General features: G+C 74.7%; 14 protein-coding genes, 5 tRNA genes and 1 pseudogene. 9 read left to right on the top strand and 11 right to left on the bottom strand.

The genetic code is table 11. The features are described from left to right. Positions 1-31 precede the first annotated feature (31 nt). Both CP980_RS26990 and CP980_RS26985 read left to right on the top strand, forming a co-directional pair. The gene (locus tag CP980_RS26990) at positions 32-445 is read left to right on the top strand and encodes an SsgA family sporulation/cell division regulator (protein WP_030011909.1); all 414 of its coding nucleotides are present in this window, start codon (positions 32-34) and stop codon (positions 443-445) included. A 289-nt stretch (positions 446-734) separates the two neighbouring features. Further along, a pseudogene (locus CP980_RS26985) lies at positions 735-1,289 on the top strand (CGNR zinc finger domain-containing protein); the annotation flags it as partial. Positions 1,290-1,343: 54 nt separating this feature from the next. On the opposite strand, the gene CP980_RS26980 reads toward CP980_RS26985, so the two are convergent. Continuing rightward, positions 1,344-1,523, bottom strand: coding sequence for a hypothetical protein (locus CP980_RS26980; protein WP_078860215.1), 180 nt, complete (start codon positions 1,521-1,523; stop codon positions 1,344-1,346). 137 nt (positions 1,524-1,660) lie between these two features. Beyond that, complete coding sequence (locus tag CP980_RS26975) at positions 1,661-2,104, bottom strand: hypothetical protein (protein ID WP_132760357.1); 444 nt, start codon at positions 2,102-2,104, stop codon at positions 1,661-1,663. Between the two features lie 170 nt (positions 2,105-2,274). Here CP980_RS26975 and CP980_RS26970 point away from each other — a divergent pair, with 170 nt between their 5' ends. Then, a complete protein-coding gene (locus CP980_RS26970) occupies positions 2,275-2,769 on the top strand; it encodes a DsbA family protein (protein WP_229907170.1) in 495 nt (164 codons plus the stop codon). A 172-nt stretch (positions 2,770-2,941) separates the two neighbouring features. On the opposite strand, the gene CP980_RS26965 is transcribed toward CP980_RS26970, so the two are convergent. The 3 genes from CP980_RS26965 to CP980_RS26955 all read right to left on the bottom strand — a co-directional run bounded on the left by CP980_RS26965 (position 2,942) and on the right by CP980_RS26955 (position 5,726). Continuing rightward, complete coding sequence (locus tag CP980_RS26965; protein ID WP_150529254.1) at positions 2,942-3,766, bottom strand: GNAT family N-acetyltransferase; 825 nt, start codon at positions 3,764-3,766, stop codon at positions 2,942-2,944. A 63-nt stretch (positions 3,767-3,829) separates the two neighbouring features. Then, positions 3,830-4,654 (bottom strand): aminotransferase class IV, encoded by an 825-nt coding sequence (locus CP980_RS26960; protein WP_150529253.1) that lies wholly within the window; start codon positions 4,652-4,654, stop codon positions 3,830-3,832. A gap of 16 nt (positions 4,655-4,670) precedes the next feature. Next, positions 4,671-5,726, bottom strand: coding sequence for a chorismate-binding protein (locus tag CP980_RS26955; protein ID WP_165937433.1), 1,056 nt, complete (start codon positions 5,724-5,726; stop codon positions 4,671-4,673). Between the two features lie 180 nt (positions 5,727-5,906). Between CP980_RS26955 and CP980_RS26950 the strand changes: the two genes are divergently transcribed. The 5 genes from CP980_RS26950 (at position 5,907) to CP980_RS26930 (ending at position 6,395) form a co-directional block, all read left to right on the top strand. Next, a tRNA-Gly gene (locus CP980_RS26950) sits at positions 5,907-5,979 on the top strand. A 38-nt stretch (positions 5,980-6,017) separates the two neighbouring features. Next, positions 6,018-6,091: transfer RNA gene (locus tag CP980_RS26945), tRNA-Cys, on the top strand. Position 6,092: 1 nt separating this feature from the next. Beyond that, positions 6,093-6,164 (top strand) — tRNA-Val (locus CP980_RS26940). 34 nt (positions 6,165-6,198) lie between these two features. After that, a tRNA-Val gene (locus tag CP980_RS26935) sits at positions 6,199-6,270 on the top strand. A gap of 50 nt (positions 6,271-6,320) precedes the next feature. Further along, positions 6,321-6,395, top strand: a tRNA-Val gene (locus tag CP980_RS26930). A gap of 92 nt (positions 6,396-6,487) precedes the next feature. Here CP980_RS26930 and CP980_RS26925 read toward each other — a convergent pair. From CP980_RS26925 to CP980_RS26915, 3 genes are all read right to left on the bottom strand, one after another. Then, entirely contained in the window at positions 6,488-6,793 is a 306-nt protein-coding gene (locus CP980_RS26925) for a TFIIB-type zinc ribbon-containing protein (RefSeq protein WP_030157333.1), read from the bottom strand. A gap of 65 nt (positions 6,794-6,858) precedes the next feature. After that, entirely contained in the window at positions 6,859-7,899 is a 1,041-nt protein-coding gene (locus tag CP980_RS26920) for a phosphotransferase family protein (protein WP_132760360.1), read from the bottom strand. Positions 7,900-8,130: 231 nt separating this feature from the next. Beyond that, complete coding sequence (locus CP980_RS26915; protein WP_132760361.1) at positions 8,131-8,316, bottom strand: hypothetical protein; 186 nt, start codon at positions 8,314-8,316, stop codon at positions 8,131-8,133. A 563-nt stretch (positions 8,317-8,879) separates the two neighbouring features. On the opposite strand from CP980_RS26915, the gene CP980_RS26910 reads away from it, so the two are divergent. Continuing rightward, positions 8,880-10,115 (top strand): serine/threonine-protein kinase, encoded by a 1,236-nt coding sequence (locus CP980_RS26910; RefSeq protein WP_132760362.1) that lies wholly within the window; start codon positions 8,880-8,882, stop codon positions 10,113-10,115. Here CP980_RS26910 and CP980_RS26905 read toward each other — a convergent pair. The 3 genes from CP980_RS26905 to cobT all read right to left on the bottom strand — a co-directional run bounded on the left by CP980_RS26905 (position 10,112) and on the right by cobT (position 15,710). Next, positions 10,112-10,957 (bottom strand): TrmH family RNA methyltransferase, encoded by an 846-nt coding sequence (locus CP980_RS26905; RefSeq protein WP_099893716.1) that lies wholly within the window; start codon positions 10,955-10,957, stop codon positions 10,112-10,114. The genes CP980_RS26910 and CP980_RS26905 overlap by 4 nt on opposite strands. A gap of 58 nt (positions 10,958-11,015) precedes the next feature. Then, positions 11,016-12,236 carry a uroporphyrinogen-III C-methyltransferase gene (gene cobA, locus CP980_RS26900; protein ID WP_132760364.1) on the bottom strand — a complete coding sequence of 407 codons (1,221 nt, stop codon included), beginning with the start codon at positions 12,234-12,236 and terminating at the stop codon, positions 11,016-11,018. 201 nt (positions 12,237-12,437) lie between these two features. Continuing rightward, positions 12,438-15,710, bottom strand: coding sequence for a nicotinate-nucleotide--dimethylbenzimidazole phosphoribosyltransferase (gene cobT, locus CP980_RS26895; RefSeq protein ID WP_150529252.1), 3,273 nt, complete (start codon positions 15,708-15,710; stop codon positions 12,438-12,440). Positions 15,711-15,882: the final 172 nt, after the last annotated feature.

The raw sequence follows: 15,882 nt of genomic DNA, 5'->3' as shown, positions 1-15,882 counted from the left end.
AGCGCACACTGAGCGAAAGGCCCTGGCGCTTATGAACACCACGGTCAGCTGCGAGCTGCACCTGCGCCTCGTTGTGTCGAGCGAGTCTTCACTGCCTGTCCCGGCGGGCCTGCGGTATGACACGGCCGATCCCTACGCCGTGCACGCCACCTTCCACACCGGCGCCGAGGAGACGGTCGAGTGGGTTTTCGCCCGAGACCTCCTCGCTGAGGGCCTCCACCGGCCCACCGGAACCGGAGACGTCCGCGTCTGGCCGTCCCGCAGCCACGGTCAGGGCGTCGTCTGCATCGCCCTGAGCTCACCGGAGGGAGAAGCGCTGCTCGAAGCACCCGCCCGCGCACTCGAATCGTTCCTCAAGCGGACGGACGCCGCGGTTCCACCCGGGACCGAACACCGGCACTTCGACCTCGACAAGGAGCTCTCCCACATCCTGGCCGAAAGCTGAGCCAGACCCTCAGGGAGCCCCTCCCGGCACGCGCCGGGGGCCACTCCGCACCGTCCGACTCGGGGCGACGGTGCGGGCTGGACGAAAACCACATACGGCAGTGCCGGCGCTGTTCTCGCGGAAGCCGTCCGCGAGGGCGGCGCCGGTGTGCGTGGCGCGGTCCACTCCGTCCCTTGTGACGCGGCCGCCACAGGGGTCCCTCCCGGTTCCGCCCGGGCACGGCTAGAGTCGGCCCCCAGCGGCGGCACTGGTCCGTCGCCGCAGGCCCGGCCCCCAGGGAGCGACCCCCGTGCAGATTCCCCACGACACCCGTCGCGCGCTCGACGTCGTCGTCGCGCTGGTGAACACCGCGGCCGAGGCGGAGCAGCCCGACGGACTGGCCGACGTCGGCTCGCTGCGCGAATTCGTACGCGAGTACGAGATCAGCGACATCGGCGAGCTCGGCGCCCGCGACCTGGCCGGGGTACGGACGGTCCGCGGCAAGTTCGCCCAGGTCTTCGGAGCGCCCAACCCCCGGACCGCGGCCGGACTGATCAACGAGCTGGTGGCGACGGCGGGCACCACCCCGCAGCTGACCGACCACGACGGCTACGACTGGCACGTCCACTACTTCGCGCCGGGCGCCTCGCTGGGTGACCACCTCGCCGCCGACGGCGGCATGGCGCTGGCCTTCATCGTGGTCTCCGGGGAGCAGGAGCGGCTGCGCCGCTGCGAGGCCCCCGACTGCCGGCGGGCCTTCGTGGACCTCTCGCGGAACCGCTCCCGGCGCTACTGCGACAGCCGGACCTGCGGGAACCGGCTGCACGTCGCCGCGTACCGGGCCCGGCGCAAGGAAGCCGACGCGGGACCGCCGGAGCAGGACGCGCTCCACGGCGAGCGGCACGAGGCGCACCCGGGCTCACAGCAGGAAGAGGTCGTGCACGGCGGCCAGCAGCAACAGGGTGCCGATCACCCCTAGGAAGATCATCAGGGGTGGCTGGGAGAGCGCGAAGAGGCAGCCTCGCGGCTCCTCGGCGACGGGGGCGGGGACCGGGGCCGGCGCGGGAACCGGCGGGTCGCCCTGCGATGTGTCGAGCATGTCGGGGCGATGATCGCGCAGGGCGCCCGCCATGGGCCCCCAACACGCCAGCCTTTACGCGGGAGTTCACCCCTTCTCGTCAGGTTCGCGGCAATACCCTGCGCGGGGCCGGGGTGCCGTGCTTCAGATGCCGCGCCTCAGATGCCGTGCTTCTTCAGAATCGCCTCGATGTCGGAGAAGTCGTCCGCGGGAGCGGCGGGCGCCTGACGGGACGCGGGCTGCGGCCGGGCGCCCTGCCCCAGCGAGGGGGCCGACGCGGCCGGGGCCACGGCTTCCCGGGCGGGGCGCGCCTTGGCCGCCTTGGCGGGCTCCTCCCCCGCGCCGAGCCGGCGCCGCTCGATGGCGCGCGTGGTCATGAACAGCACCCAGGAGAGCCCGAGCAGCCCGAAGCCCACCCAGACGGCCGGCTTGAAGACCATCCCGGACACCCACTCCACGACGCCCGTCAGCACCAGGGCGACCGGCACCAGCGCGTACGCCGCGATCCGCGTGGCGGCCAGGAAGCGCTTGCGGTAGGCGGCCACCGCGGCGATGCCCAGGCCCGCCGCGGACACCGCGGAACATATGGTCTCGGCCAGCATGCGGTCCTCCAGGGGTGGGCGATCCGTCCCTTCCATCCTGCACCGGGCACGGCCGCCGCGGCCACGGCCCGAGGCGGTCCGGCTCCGATCTCCGGGAGATCTCGGGGTCGCGCCTCCTCCTCAGGGGGTGCGTTTCGGTGACGGCACCCGGCGGCTGGGACACTGGGCCCATGACCGATTCCGTGATCCTCGACGTCTGGTGCGAACTCCAGTGCCCGGACTGCCACCGCGCCCTGGACGACGTACGCGCCCTGCGGGCCCGCTACGGCGACCGGCTGGACATCCGGCTGCGCCACTTCCCGCTGGAGAAGCACAAGCACGCCTTCGCCGCGGCGCAGGCCGCCGAGGAGGCCGCGGAGCAGGGCCGGGCCTGGCCGTACGTGGAGGCCGTCCTGGCCCGCACCGCGGAGCTCGGCGAGCGCGGCGAGCCCGTCCTGCTGGACGTCGCCCGTGAACTGGGCCTCGACGCGGAGGAGTTCGACACCGCGCTGATCGACGGCCGGCACATCCTGATCGTCGACGCCGACCAGGCCGAGGGCAAGGCCATCGGCGTGACCGGCACCCCGACGTACGTCATCGACGGCGAGCGCCTCGACGGCGGCAAGAGCCAGGAGGGCCTGCGGGCCCGCATCGAGGAGATCGCGGACCGCCTCCTGTCGGCGTAGGTCGTGTCTTCCGGATCAGGGCGGATCAGCCCGGGGCGTCTGGTGCCGTGCATCGCAAGGCCGAGGAGGAAGTCGACGTGGTGTGTCGGCGACCGACGAGAACGCCGCCAGGCGCGGTGCCGGGCGCCCCGGGCCCGCCATGATCCGAAAGACACGGCCTGGGCGACACGGCTTAGAGCAGGTCCTTGGCGTAGTTGACGTTCGTGGTCCGGTAGCCGAGGGACTCGTACAGCCGCAGAGCCGGGGTGTTGCCCGCGAAGACCTGGAGGCCGAGGACGCGGTGGCCCCCGGCGACGGCCGTGCGCTCGGCCAGGAGCATCAGGTCGCGCCCGTACCCCCGGCCCCGGTGCTCCTCCGCGACGGCCACGTCGAAGACGTATGCGCCCTCGCCGTTCGGCGCCGACCACACGTGGCCGACGGGGACGCCGTCCGCCTCCAGGACGGACAGCGTGGCGCCCTCGGTGGCCAGCCCGTGGGGCAGCGCGCGCTCGTGATCGGCCACCGACTTCGCGCGGGCGGCCTCCTGCGACATCCCGCGGCTGGTCCAGTCGGCCGCGTAGCCCTCGACCGCCCCCACGAGCCAGACCTCGTACTCGGCCTCCGTCATGGGGCGGCCGACGACCCCCGCGCGGAGCTCGGGCGGCTCCGCCGGGAGGTCCTTGGCCATGTTCCGGCTGTACTCGGCGTACCCGAGCGCCTGCGCCATCCGCAGGCCGCCCGCCGAGGCCGCGGGTACGGAGACCCGGACCCGGCGGCAGCCCCAGCCGCGCAGCACCTCCTCGGCGGCGAGCGCCCCGACCGTGGCGCGGCCGCGGCGCCGGTCGCCCTCGTCGACGGCCAGGTCGCGTATCTCGCCCACGGTCGGCCCGAAGGGCGTGTCGCTGGCGACGGTCAGCTCGCCGACGCGCCTGCTGTTGACCCGGATCTCGTACGGGCGCGACCGCGCGCCCCCGGTGCTCTGCTGAAGCGGCCCGCTCGGCCGCAGGGTGGTGGTCATCAACCGAGTTCTACCCGCCCGGCGGCCCCGTGCGACAGCCGATATGCGGGCGGATCGGCCGCCTCAGGGGTCGATGTCCGCGCCGGCGCGCGCCTCGAAGATCCGCATGGCCTCGGCGGTGACGGGGCCCGGCACGGCCGGGGCCGTGCCGCGCCCGTCGACCCGGTGGACGGCCTGCACGTCGCGCAGGGTGGAGGTCAGGAAGATCTCCTCGGCCTGTTCCAGCGCCTCGAAGGGCAGCTCGGTCTCCTTGGCCCCGGCCCACTCCACGACGAGGGCCCGGGTGATTCCGGCGAGGCAGCCGGAGGCGAGGGGCGGTGTGTGCAGCTCCCCGTCGAGGACGACGAACACGTTGGAGCCTGTGCCCTCGCACAGGCGCCCGACGGTGTTCGCGAACAGCGCCTCGGAGGCCCCGGCCCGGTGAGCGGCGGCGAGGGCGACCACGTTCTCCGCGTACGAGGTGGTCTTCAGGCCGGCCACGGCGGAGCGCTCGTTGCGCACCCAGGGCACGGTGATCACCGCGGTGGTGTCGGGCCGGCGGACCTCCTCGGCGAGGGCCACGACGAGGGTGGGGCCGGCGTCGCCGCGGTCGGAGCCGAGCGGGGACACGCCGCCGGTGTAGGTGATGCGCATGCGGGCGAGCGGCAGCGGGTTGGCCTCCAGGACGGCCGCGCAGGCCCGGCGCACCTCCTCGGGGTCGGGGTCGGCCAGCCCGAGGCCGCGGGCCGAGCGGGTGAGCCGGTCCACGTGCCGGGTGAGCGCGAAGGCCGTGCCGCGCTCCGCCTTCACGGTCTCGAACACTCCGTCGCCCACGGTCAGCCCGTGGTCGAAGACGGACACCTGTGCGCTGTCGGCGCTGCGCAGCGCGCCGTCGAGCCAGATCCTCACCGTACGATCCCTCCGCTCACCCAGGGGTGCCGCTCACCTCATGGGTTCCCGACGCTACCCGGAGCAGGCGGGCGGCCTTGAGCTCCGTCTCGGCCCATTCGCGGTCGGGGTCGGAGCCCCAGGTGATGCCGGCGCCGGTGCCGAAGAGCAGGCTGGGGCCGCCCGGGCGCGTCCGGTCGATCCAGAAGGTGCGGATGCCGACGGCGAGCTCGGCGGTGCCGCGGTCGGCGTCGACCCAGCCGATGCCCCCGCAGTAGGGGCCGCGGGGGGCGGTCTCCAGGGCCTCGATGATCCGCAGCGCGGAGGACTTGGGGGCGCCGGTGACGGAGCCGGGCGGGAAGGTGGCGGCGAGCAGCTCGGGCCAGCCGGCGCCGGCGGCGAGTTCGCCGCTGACGGTGGAGACGAGGTGGACCAGGCCCGGGTGCTCCTCCACGGCGCACAGCTCGGGGACGGTGACGGAGCCGGTGGCGCAGACCCGGCCGAGGTCGTTGCGTACGAGGTCCACGATCATGACGTTCTCGGCGTGGTCCTTCGGCAGGAGGTCGGCTGCGGTGCGGCCGGTGCCCTTGATGGGACCGGACTCCACGTGGCGGCCGGCCCGGCGCAGGTACAGCTCGGGCGAGGCGGTGGCGATCTCCACGCCGTGGGCCGGGAGACGAATCGTTCCTGCGTACGGGGCGGGATTACCGCGGGCGAGGAGCGCCGTGAGGGCGTCGACGTCGGCGCGGTCCGGGTCGGGCAGGGGCGCGGACATCACGCGGCAGAGGTTGGCCTGGTAGACCTCGCCGGCGGCGATGTACTCGCGGATGCGGCGTACGCCGGCCGTGTAGGCCGCGCGGTCGAGGGAGGAGGACCACCGGTCGGCGGCGGGGCCTCGCCAGGCCCCCGGGACGGGGGCCGGGACGGGGTCGGGGCGTATGTCGCCGAAGCGGGCGCAGACCAGCCGGCCCTCGAAGTCCGCGGCGACCGCCCAGAAGCCCGTCGAGTCGAGGGCGGAGGGGTCGCTGGTGACGTCTCGGAGGTCGGTCGCGAGGAGGCCGCCGAAGCGGGCCAGGGGAAGCAGGTCGTGCACGGCTGCGAGTCTATGACCGGTGACGCCGCGGCGCCGGAGAGGTGACCGCCGGGTGACCGGTGGTGATCGAGCGGCAGCACGCTGCGGAAACGCGTTTTTGAGCTGGCCCGGGAATCCGCTAGAGTTCAACACGTCGCCAGGGAGCGAAGGGGGAAAACCCCGGAGCGAACACGGTGACCTGCGGACGTAGCTCAGTTGGTAGAGCACCACCTTGCCAAGGTGGATGTCGCGAGTTCGAGTCTCGTCGTCCGCTCGAAGTGGGGGATCTTCCCGAGAACCCCCGCAGCTCCAGGTGGAGTGGCCGAGAGGCGAGGCAACGGCCTGCAAAGCCGTCTACACGGGTTCAAATCCCGTCTCCACCTCCAAGGACGATTAGCTCAGCGGGAGAGCGCTTCCCTGACACGGAAGAGGTCACTGGTTCAATCCCAGTATCGTCCACTGGTCCGCAAGGACCTGGTCCGCAAGGATCCCCGCGCGATTAGCTCAGCGGGAGAGCGCTTCCCTGACACGGAAGAGGTCACTGGTTCAATCCCAGTATCGCGCACGCAGTACCGGCAACACCTTGTGAGAGCCGCGGTTTCGTACCGCGGTCCCGCGCGATTAGCTCAGCGGGAGAGCGCTTCCCTGACACGGAAGAGGTCACTGGTTCAATCCCAGTATCGCGCACCACCTCCGGAAGCCCCGGCCGTATCCACGGCCGGGGCTTCCGCGTTGCCGGGGAGGCCGGCGCGGGGTGAGCCGCACCGGCCGCGGCTCGCGGCTCAGGAGGAGAAGAGCATCCGGCCGAAGCCGCCCTTGTGGTGGCCGTGGTGGCCGTGGCCGTGGCCGCCGTGGTGCGGGGCGCCCCAGGCGGGGGCGGGGGCGTGCGCGGCCGGGTAGGGGGCCGGGGGCGCGGCGGGCGGCGGGACCTGGCCGTACTGGCCGCCGGTGTACTGCGACTCCAGGCGGGTCAGCGCCTCCAGCTCGCCGTAGTCGAGGAAGATGCCGCGGCAGTTGCTGCACTGCTCGATCTGGACACCGTTGCGGTTGTAGGTGTGCATCATCGCGTGACACTTCGGACACTGCATGACCGGATCAACTCCTCGCCGTCTGCTTCGACACCGGATGCATGCCCGGTGGCGTGAAGCTCACCCTACGACGGAGGCTGCGGCTCCAAGTCGGGCGGGAGGGAGGCAATTCGGGCACAGGATTCCACCATCAGCCGTTCCACGTCTTCGAGTCGGCGGTGGCTTTCCGCCGATTTGGCCAGGGCGAGGGCCGCGGTCTGCACGGTGAGGGCCCGGGCCGCGAGGTCCAGTTCCGGCCAGGGGTCGGAGCCGGGCGGCCCCGCCGCGGGGCCGCCCGCGGCGCGGTAGGAGTCGAGGAAGCGGACCCAGGCGCCGGTGTCCAGCAGCCCGGCGGCGTACCAGGCGGCCGGCCGGGCCAGATCCCACGCCGGGATGCCGACCCCCAGGTCGTCCACGTCGATGAGGCGCCAGCCCCCGTCGGGGCCGGGCCCGCGCACCAACTGGCCCAGGTGCAGGTCCCCGTGGCACAGGGTGCCGCCCCGGGGTGCCGGGGCCTCCCCCCGGACCCAGGCGGGCAGGGTCCGCGCGGCGGCCCGTACGAGGTCGCCGGCGGGCCGGCCCTCGGCGGGGCCGGGCACGAGCGCGGTCCCGGGCCGCATCCCGCCGGGGCCGCGGGCGCCGTCGGCGCTGCGCGCACCGTCCCGGCCGCGGACCGCGTCGGGAGCCGTCGCCCGGGACAGGCGGCGCAGGGCGCGGGCCAGCTTGGCCGGACCGCGCATCGGGGGGACCGGTCCGGGCAGCCGGTGCACGGGCACCCGGTGCAGGGCCGCCAGCAGCCGCCCCGCCGCCTCCCAGGGGGCGTCCTCGGGCCGCTCCGGGTCGACGGGGGCCCCGTACGGCCACAGGGACACCGGCCGGCCCGCGAGGTAGCCGACCTCGGGGCGCAGCGGGGCCAGCAGCACCCCGGCCAGCGCCTGGTCCGCGGCGATCCTCATCCGTACGGCCAGGCCCGCGCGGTCGCTGTCCCCGGCGTGCGCCTTGGCGACGATCTCGCCGCAGCGCACGACGGTCCCGTCCTCGCGCTCGGCGAGCAGTTCGTACGGGGTGCCCCGCTCCCCCGCGCCGGCGTACGCCGCGAGGGCGGCGGGCAGTGGCTCCTGGTTCATCGCGGCTCCACGGCTCCCGTCACTGGCTTCTCGGAAGCAGATTACGGAACGGCGGGGCCGCGTGAGGCGGCGGACGTCCGCGGGAGAGGGCATGAAAAAGGGTGCTGCCCGTCCGACTCCCCAGTCGTACGGGCAGCACCCTTCACCTGCCGTCCGTCGCGCCCCCGTCCCCACGGGGTTCGACAGGCCGATGTCCCGGTCCGGGCCGCTCTCCCGGACCCGGGGCGCCGCTCAGCGCCCCAGCATCACGCCCACGGACGACGCCTGTGCCGCCACCTGGTCGAATCCTCCGAAGAGGAAGAGCAGGAGGGCGGCCAGGGGGAGCACCATGGCCGCGGCCACCAGTGGATGGCGCGTGCCGGACTCATGGCCGTTGAACGCGAATGCCTTGCGTCCGTGCCGCGTGACGTCCGCCATGGTCCTCTCCCTGTCGGTTGGCAGCGGCGGGCTTGTGACCTCGGGGGACGAGTGCTCCACCCGCCGCTTGTCCTCAACACTAGGCGCGGGGAAGTCCCCTGGCGTCCTGCCCTCGTACCCCTTGGCAGGCCTCCAGGAGGATGACGGACCGCGACGCGTGTACTCCCCTGGGTGGAGACCGCTCCCCCGCTGTGGGGGTCATCCCGGAGGGGATGACCGGAGGGTAGTGAGTTCGCTCACTTCCGTCACTCCCCGCGCATGCGTGTCCGCCGACGGGGTACGGGCAAGATCACCTCGCGGCGCCCGCCCGGCGCACGCGCCCCGGCCCGCCGCGCGCCCCGCGCACGACCCCCGCCGGATGGCCAATCCCCTTGGCCCGAGGGCCGTTTGGCCGTACGGGCAAGTGCCTTGCGGACAGGGGTCCGTGCGGGTGGGGAACCCTCAAGTGGGTTGCCCCGCACTGACAATCGAATCTCGCGGCGAGGGCGCGGCCTCTGAGCGCTCGTGGCGGATGGTCCGTAAGCTGTGGCACGTCAACAGGACGACCGGTCAGCGGGGTGGACATGGCGATGATGCGGCTCCGGCGCGAGGACCCGCGTGTCGTCGGCTCATTCAGGCTGCACCGACGGCTCGGTGCCGGCGGCATGGGCGTGGTCTACCTGGGGTCGGACCGGCGTGGCCAGCGGGTCGCGCTGAAGGTGATCCGGCCCGATCTGGCCGAGGACCAGGAGTTCCGCTCGCGCTTCGCGCGCGAGGTCTCCGCGGCCCGGCGGATCCGCGGCGGGTGCACCGCGCGCCTGGTGGCCGCGGACCTGGAGGCGGAGCGCCCGTGGTTCGCCACGCAGTACGTGCCCGGCCCGTCCCTGCACGACAAGGTGGCCGAGGAGGGTCCTCTGACGGCCGCGCAGATCGCCGCGATCGGGGCCGCGCTCTCCGAGGGACTGGTCGCCGTGCACGAGGCGGGGGTCGTCCACCGCGATCTCAAGCCCTCGAACATTCTTCTGTCGCCCAAGGGTCCCCGGATCATCGACTTCGGGATCGCCTGGGCCACCGGCGCAAGCACCCTCACCCACGTGGGCACGGCCGTCGGCTCCCCCGGCTTCCTCGCGCCCGAGCAGGTGCGCGGGGCCGCCGTCACCCCGGCGACCGACGTCTTCGCGCTGGGCGCCACCCTCGCCTACGCGGCGACCGCCGACTCGCCCTTCGGGCACGGCAGTTCCGAGGTCATGCTGTACCGCGTGGTGCACGAGGAGCCGCATCTGATCGGGGTTCCGGACGCACTGGCGCCCCTCGTACAGGCCTGCCTCGCCAAGGATCCCGAGGACCGGCCCACCACGCTCCAGCTGTCGATGCGCCTGAAGGAGATCGCGGCCCGCGAGGCGCAGGGGCTGTCCGACGGGCGCCCGCCGGCGCAGCGCGCGCGGGGGGCGGAGCGGCCGACCGGGCGGCTCGCCGACGCGTACGCGGACCAGCGCACGGAGCGCCGTACGGGCGGCACCCCCGCGCCCCAGGGGCCGGACCAGGGGCACGGGCAGGGCCAGGGACCGAACAGCGGGGGGCACGCGCGGCCCTCGTCCTCCCGGCCCCCGTCCCCGCGCCCTTCGTCCTCGCGGAACCCCGGCGGCCCCTCCTCCCGGCCGACGGCCGGGCGTACGGGCGGCCGCCAGGCCCCGCGCACGACGGGAGCGGGCCGGCGCCCCTCGCGGCCGGACCCGCGGCTGATGCGCCAGCGCCTGATCGTGTTCGTCGTGGTGACGCTGATCGTGGCCCTGGGCATCGCCGCCGCCCAGAAGTTCTAGGCCTCCGGCGAAGCGGGGGGCTGCGGCGGGCGGGTGGCGTAGAAGGCCACCGCCGAGGCCGCGGCCACGTTCAGGGAGTCGATCCCCTCCGCCATCGGGATCCGGACCCACTCGTCGGCGGCCCGCAGCGCGTAGGTGGACAGGCCGTGCCCCTCGGATCCGAGCATGATCGCGGACCGTTCGAAGCGCTCCGGCGGGACCTGGTCCAGGGGTGTGGCCTTCTCGCTCGGCGTCATCGCCAGGATCCGGTAGCCCGCCTCGCGGACCTTCTCCAGGTCGGCCGGCCACTGCTCCAGCCGCGCGTACGGAACCGAGAACACCGAGCCCATCGAGACCTTGATGGCGCGCCGGTAGAGCGGGTCCGCGCAGTCCGGGGAGAGCAGTATCGCGCTGATGCCGAGGGCCGCGGCGCTGCGGAAGGCGGCGCCCAGGTTGGCGTGGTCGACGAAGCCCTCGAAGACGGCGATCCGGTGTCCCGTGCCCGCCCCCTCCGCCGCGAGCAGCTCGTCGGCCGCCGGCAGCGGCTTGCGCTGCATCGAGGCGAGGGCGCCGCGGTGCACGTGGTAGCCGGTGACGCGTTCGGCGAGCTCCGGGGTGACGGCGTAGACCGGCGCCGGGAGCTCGTCGATGACGTCGCGCATGACGTCGACCCACTTGGCCGAGAGCAGCATCGAACGCATCTCGTACCCGGCGTCCTTGGCGCGTCTGATGACCTTCTCGCCCTCGGCGATGAACAGGCCCTCCGCGGGCTCCCGCCGGCGCCGGAGTTCGACGTCGGTCAGGCCCGTGTAGTCGCGAAGGCGCGGGTCGTCGGGGTCTTCGACGGTGATGAGATCAGCCACAGGGTGATACTGCCTTGTCCGGGGTGTGGTGCCAACGGCCGTGCGGGCCGCGGGTGTTTCAGGCGGCGGGGCCGGCGGGGGCCGCGACGTTGACGACCTCGCCGATCACGATGACCGCGGGCGGACGGATCTCCGCCGCCCGTACGGTCTCGCCGACGGTGGCGAGGGTGGCGTCCACGCGGCGCTGGGTGGCCGTGGTGCCCTCCTGGACGACCGCGACGGGGGTGTCGGCGGGGCGCCCGTGGCGGACCAGGGCCTCGGCGATGAGGCCGATCTTGTCCACGCCCATGAGGACCACCAGGGTGCCGGTGAGCTTGGCGAGGGAGGCCCAGTCCACCAGGGAGCGCGGGTCATCGGGGCCGACGTGGCCGCTGACCACGGTGAACTCGTGCGCCACACCGCGGTGGGTGACCGGGATGCCGACGGCTCCGGGCACCGAGATGGAGCTGGAGATGCCGGGGACGACGGTGCAGGGGATGCCCGCCTCGGCGAGGGCCTGGAGCTCCTCCATACCGCGGCCGAAGACGTACGGGTCCCCGCCCTTGAGCCGGACCACCGCCTTGCCCGCCTTGGCGTGCTCGATCAGGGCGTTGTTGATGGCCTCCTGGGCCATGTAGCGGCCGTACGGGATCTTCGCGGCGTCGATGACCTCGACGTGCGGCGGGAGTTCGTCGAGGAGGTCGCGGGGGCCGAGCCGGTCGGCGATGACCACGTCGGCCTCGGCGAGGAGGCGGCGCCCGCGGACGGTGATCAGGTCGGGGTCACCGGGACCGCCGCCGACGAGGGCGACGCCGGGGGTGCGGGGGCGGTTGCGGGTGAGGGAGCCGTCGCGCAGCCCCTCGACGACCGCGTCGCGGACGGCGGCGGAGCGGCGGGGGTCGTTGCCGCTCAGGACGGCGACGGTGACGCCCTCGACGCGGCCGGTGGCCGGGGTCCAGGCGGTGGCCGCCTCGGCGTCGTCGGCGCGCACGCACCAGACGCGGCGGGCCTCGGCCTCGGCGGAGGCGGCGTCGTTGGCAACCCGGTCGCGGGTCGCGATCAGCGCGTACCAGGCACCGTCCAGGTCCCCGTCCCGGTAGCGGCGGCGCTCCCAGCGGATCTCGCCGGTCTCGGCCATGGCGTCCACGGAGGGCGTGGCCGAGGGCGAGACGAGCAGGACGTCGGCGCCGGCCGCGACCAGCGCGGGCAGCCGGCGCTGGGCGACCTGGCCGCCGCCGATGACGACGACGCGGCGGCCGGCGAGGCGGAGTCCTACGGGGTAGGCGGAGTGTTCGGCCATTGCGGTGCGGCTCCTGATGCGGCGGGCGGTGTCTGCGGGCCGCTGCTGCGCTGGAGCGGCTTTCGGAGTGTGACGTGCGGTTTTGCTGTCCGGGTCCACGATACGACCCACCGCGTCCGCCGCCGCGCGGGCCCTTCCCCCACCCCGCCCGTCCCCGGAACCGGGGGTCTGACCGACCCTGGTTCCGGGGAGGGGTACCGGCTACTTCTCGGTGACTCCGGCCGAGTCGAACGTGGCGACCTCGTGCATCGCGCGGGCCGCGCTCTGGACGAGCGGGAGGGCCAGCAGGGCGCCGGTGCCCTCGCCGAGCCGCAGGTCCAGGTCGACCAGCGGGCGCAGGCCCAGCTTGTTCAGGGCCGCCACGTGCCCCGGCTCGGCGCTGCGGTGGCCCGCGATGCACGCCGAGAGGGACTCGGGGGCGATGGCCCGGGCCACCAGGGCGGCGGCTCCGGCGCTGACGCCGTCCAGGATGACGGGGGTGCGCAGCGAGGCTCCGCCGAGGAGCAGGCCGACGATGGCCGCGTGCTCCAGGCCGCCGATGGCCGCGAGGACGCCGACCGGGTCCGCCGGGTCCGGCTGGTGGAGCTCCAGCGCGCGGCGTACGACCTCGACCTTGCGGGCGTGGGTCTCGTCGTTGATGCCCGTGCCGCGGCCGGTGACCTCCGCCGGGTCGACCCCGGTGAAGACCGAGATCAGGGCCGCGGACACCGTGGTGTTCGCGATGCCCATCTCGCCCGTGAGCAGTGCCTTGTTGCCGGCCGCGACGAGGTCGCGGGCCGTCTCGATGCCCACCTCGATGGCCGCGACGGCCTCCTCGCGGGTCATCGCCGGGCCCGTGGAGAGGTCCGCGGTGCCCGGGCGGACCTTGCGCGGGAGCAGGCCGGGGGTGGCGGGCAGGTCCCCGGCCACGCCGACGTCGATCACGCAGACCTCGGCGCCGACCTGGTTCGCGAACGCGTTGCAGACCGCGCCGCCACCCAGGAAGTTGGCCACCATCTGCGTCGTGACCTCCTGGGGCCACGGGGTGACGCCCTGGGCGTGCACCCCGTGGTCGCCCGCGAAGATCGCGACCGCGGCCGGCTCCGGGATCGGCGGCGGGCAGACCCGGGAGAGGCCGGACAGCTGTGCGGAGATGATTTCGAGCATGCCCAGGGCCCCGGCGGGCTTGGTCATGCGCTTCTGGCGCTCCCACGCCTCGCCGAGGGCCTTCGCATCGAGCGGGCGGATGCTGGCGACCGTCTCCGAGAGCAGGTCGTGCGGCTCCTCGCCGGGCAGCGCGCGGCGGCCGTACGTCTCCTCGTGCACGACCCAGGCCAGCGGCCGGCGCTGCGACCAGCCGGCCTGTGCCAGCTCGGGCTCCTCCGGGAACTCGTCCACGTAGCCGACGCACAGGTACGCGACGACCTCCAGGTGCTCGGGCAGGCCGAGTTCGCGGACCATCTCGCGCTCGTCGAAGAAGCTGACCCAGCCGACGCCGAGGCCCTCGGCGCGCGCGGCGAGCCAGAGGTTCTCGACGGCGAGGGCCGAGGAGTACGGGGCCATCTGCGGCTGGGTGTGCCGGCCGAGGGTGTGGCGGCCGCCGCGGGTGGGGTCGGCGGTGACGACGATGTTCACCGGGGTGTCGAGGATGGCCTCGATCTTGAGTTCCTTGAACTGCTTCGCCCGGCCCTTGGGCAGCGACTTGGCGTAGGCCTCGCGCTGGCGCTGGGCGAGCTCGTGCATGGTCCGGCGGGTCTCGGCCGAACGGATGACGACGAAGTCCCAGGGCTGGGAGTGACCCACGCTGGGCGCGTGGTGCGCGGCCTCCAGGACGCGCAGGAGCACCTCGTGCGGGATCGGGTCGGTGCGGAAGCCGTTGCGGATGTCGCGGCGCTCGCGCATGACGCGCAGGACGGCCTCGCGCTCGGCGTCCGCGTAGGCGGGGGCCGCCTCGCCCGCGGAGGGCTCCACGACGGGTGCGAGGGCGACGAACTGCTCGGGCGCGGCCTCCGCGGCGGCCTCGGCCGCCGGATCGGCGGCCGGTACGACGACCGGCTCGGGCGCGGGCTCGGGCGCGGCGAGCGGCTCCGGCGCGGGTTCGGCAGCGGCGTCGGGCTCCACGGCGACGGGCTGCGGGGCCGTCTCCGGTACGGGCTCCACGGCGACGGGGGCGATCGGGGCCTCGGTGGCGACCGGCTCGACGGCCTCGACGGCCTCGACGGCCTCGGCGGGCCGGGGGGCTTCGGGGACCTGCGGGGCTTCCGGGGCCTGGGGGGCCTGCGCCGGCGCCTGCGCGGACGGGGCCTCGGGCCCGGCGGCCGGCGCCTCGACCACGGGTGCGTCCGCCGCGGGTACGTCGGCCACCGCGACCTCCACCGGCGCGGCCTCGGCCATGACCGGCTCCGGCCCGGCAGCGGGCGCCACCGGGACCTCGACGGGCCCGGCGGCGACCGGCTCGGCGACGGGCGCCTCGGCGAGGGGCTCCGGCGCCGGTTCCACGACGGGTACGGCGACGGCGACCGGCTCGGGCTCCGGCGCCGCGGCCGGCTCCGGCTCGGCGGCCTCCGCGGCTGCGGGGGCTTCGGCGGGCGCCTCGGCGGCCACCGGTGCCTCGGGGGCCACCCCGGCCTCGGGCGCCACCACGGGCTCGGGGGCGATGGGCTCGGCGGCGGCCGGCTCGGCGGCGTGCTCCGCCACGGCCACCGGCTCCGCCGTCCACGGGGCTCCCGCCTGCGGCGGGATCTCCCCCGGCTGCGGCGCGGCCGGGACGGCGGCGGCCTCGGGGCCCGTGACGTCCAGGTACTCGGGGCCCACCGTCGGCGGCCCGGCCACCTGGACCGGGATCGGCGCCACCGGAGCGGCGACGGGCGCGGGCGCCGCCGGAGCGGCCATCTGCGCCACGGGCACGACGGGCGTCACGGGAGCCGCCGCCGGACCCCGGTCGGCGAGGGAACGTACGACTCCGCCGGTGGCCTCGGGCACCGGCGGGCCCATGTGCAGCGGCCGGCGGGCAGGGGCCGGCGGGACCACGGGCGCGGCCGGAGCCGCCGCGGCGGCCGCCGGCGGCGGGACCACGAGGCCGCCGAGGTCGAGCGCGCCGGAATCGCGGCCCCCGGCCTCGTGCGCACCGGCGCTGTAGGAGGCGTCGCCGTAGGCGGGATCGGGGAACGCGGGGTAGGCGGGCTCCGCGTAAGCGGCCTGCGCCTCGGGGTACTCGGCGTAGGGAGCGTCGCCGTAGGAGGTCTCGACCGGGAAGGCCGGCGCCGGCGGCACGACCTGCGGGTCGCTCCACGAGCCCTGGCCGCTCGGCATGAGCAGCAGTTCCTCGTCCTCCGCCTCGGCCGGGTTGTCCACGAGGTCCTGGAAGGCGTAGCCGCCCTGGACGGGCGCGGGGGCGGGGGCCGGGTGCTGGACCGGAGCGGGAATGCCCTGCTGATCCACCATGCCCGCGTTGTCCGGGAGACCCTCGCCCGGTACCTGGCCGGTGTCAGTCATGCGTACCCCTCGCCCATCGGTTGTGCGTCTTCGATCGCCCGGCGCCCGAGCGGGGTTGACGTACGACGTGTCCGTCGCGCGCAAGCCCCGCACGACAACCCGTAAGCATTGTCGCGCCCGTTAGCCACCATGGCGGCCATAACCGGCATGGTGCGCTGTGGACTGCGCCACG

Origin of the sequence: Streptomyces vinaceus, from assembly GCF_008704935.1 — a bacterium.
In the GTDB taxonomy this organism is placed as follows: Bacteria; Actinomycetota; Actinomycetes; order Streptomycetales; family Streptomycetaceae; genus Streptomyces; species Streptomyces vinaceus.
Note: the sequence above shows the minus strand (reverse complement) of the source record. Positions and strands in the feature narration are given on the sequence as shown.

Bases quoted from the DNA above. Each gene is read 5' to 3' on its own strand.
- cobT (WP_150529252.1), bottom strand. From the start codon at position 15,710: ATGACTGACACCGGCCAGGTACCGGGCGAGGGTCTCCCGGACAACGCG.
- CP980_RS26965 (WP_150529254.1), bottom strand. From the start codon at position 3,766: ATGACCACCACCCTGCGGCCGAGCGGGCCGCTTCAGCAGAGCACCGGG.
- CP980_RS26920 (WP_132760360.1), bottom strand. From the start codon at position 7,899: ATGAACCAGGAGCCACTGCCCGCCGCCCTCGCGGCGTACGCCGGCGCG.
- CP980_RS26970 (WP_229907170.1), top strand. From the start codon at position 2,275: ATGACCGATTCCGTGATCCTCGACGTCTGGTGCGAACTCCAGTGCCCG.
- CP980_RS26925 (WP_030157333.1), bottom strand. From the start codon at position 6,793: ATGCAGTGTCCGAAGTGTCACGCGATGATGCACACCTACAACCGCAAC.
- CP980_RS26975 (WP_132760357.1), bottom strand. From the start codon at position 2,104: ATGCTGGCCGAGACCATATGTTCCGCGGTGTCCGCGGCGGGCCTGGGC.
- CP980_RS26915 (WP_132760361.1), bottom strand. From the start codon at position 8,316: ATGGCGGACGTCACGCGGCACGGACGCAAGGCATTCGCGTTCAACGGC.
- CP980_RS26980 (WP_078860215.1), bottom strand. From the start codon at position 1,523: ATGCTCGACACATCGCAGGGCGACCCGCCGGTTCCCGCGCCGGCCCCG.
- CP980_RS26990 (WP_030011909.1), top strand. From the start codon at position 32: ATGAACACCACGGTCAGCTGCGAGCTGCACCTGCGCCTCGTTGTGTCG.
- cobA (WP_132760364.1), bottom strand. From the start codon at position 12,236: ATGGCCGAACACTCCGCCTACCCCGTAGGACTCCGCCTCGCCGGCCGC.
- CP980_RS26910 (WP_132760362.1), top strand. From the start codon at position 8,880: ATGGCGATGATGCGGCTCCGGCGCGAGGACCCGCGTGTCGTCGGCTCA.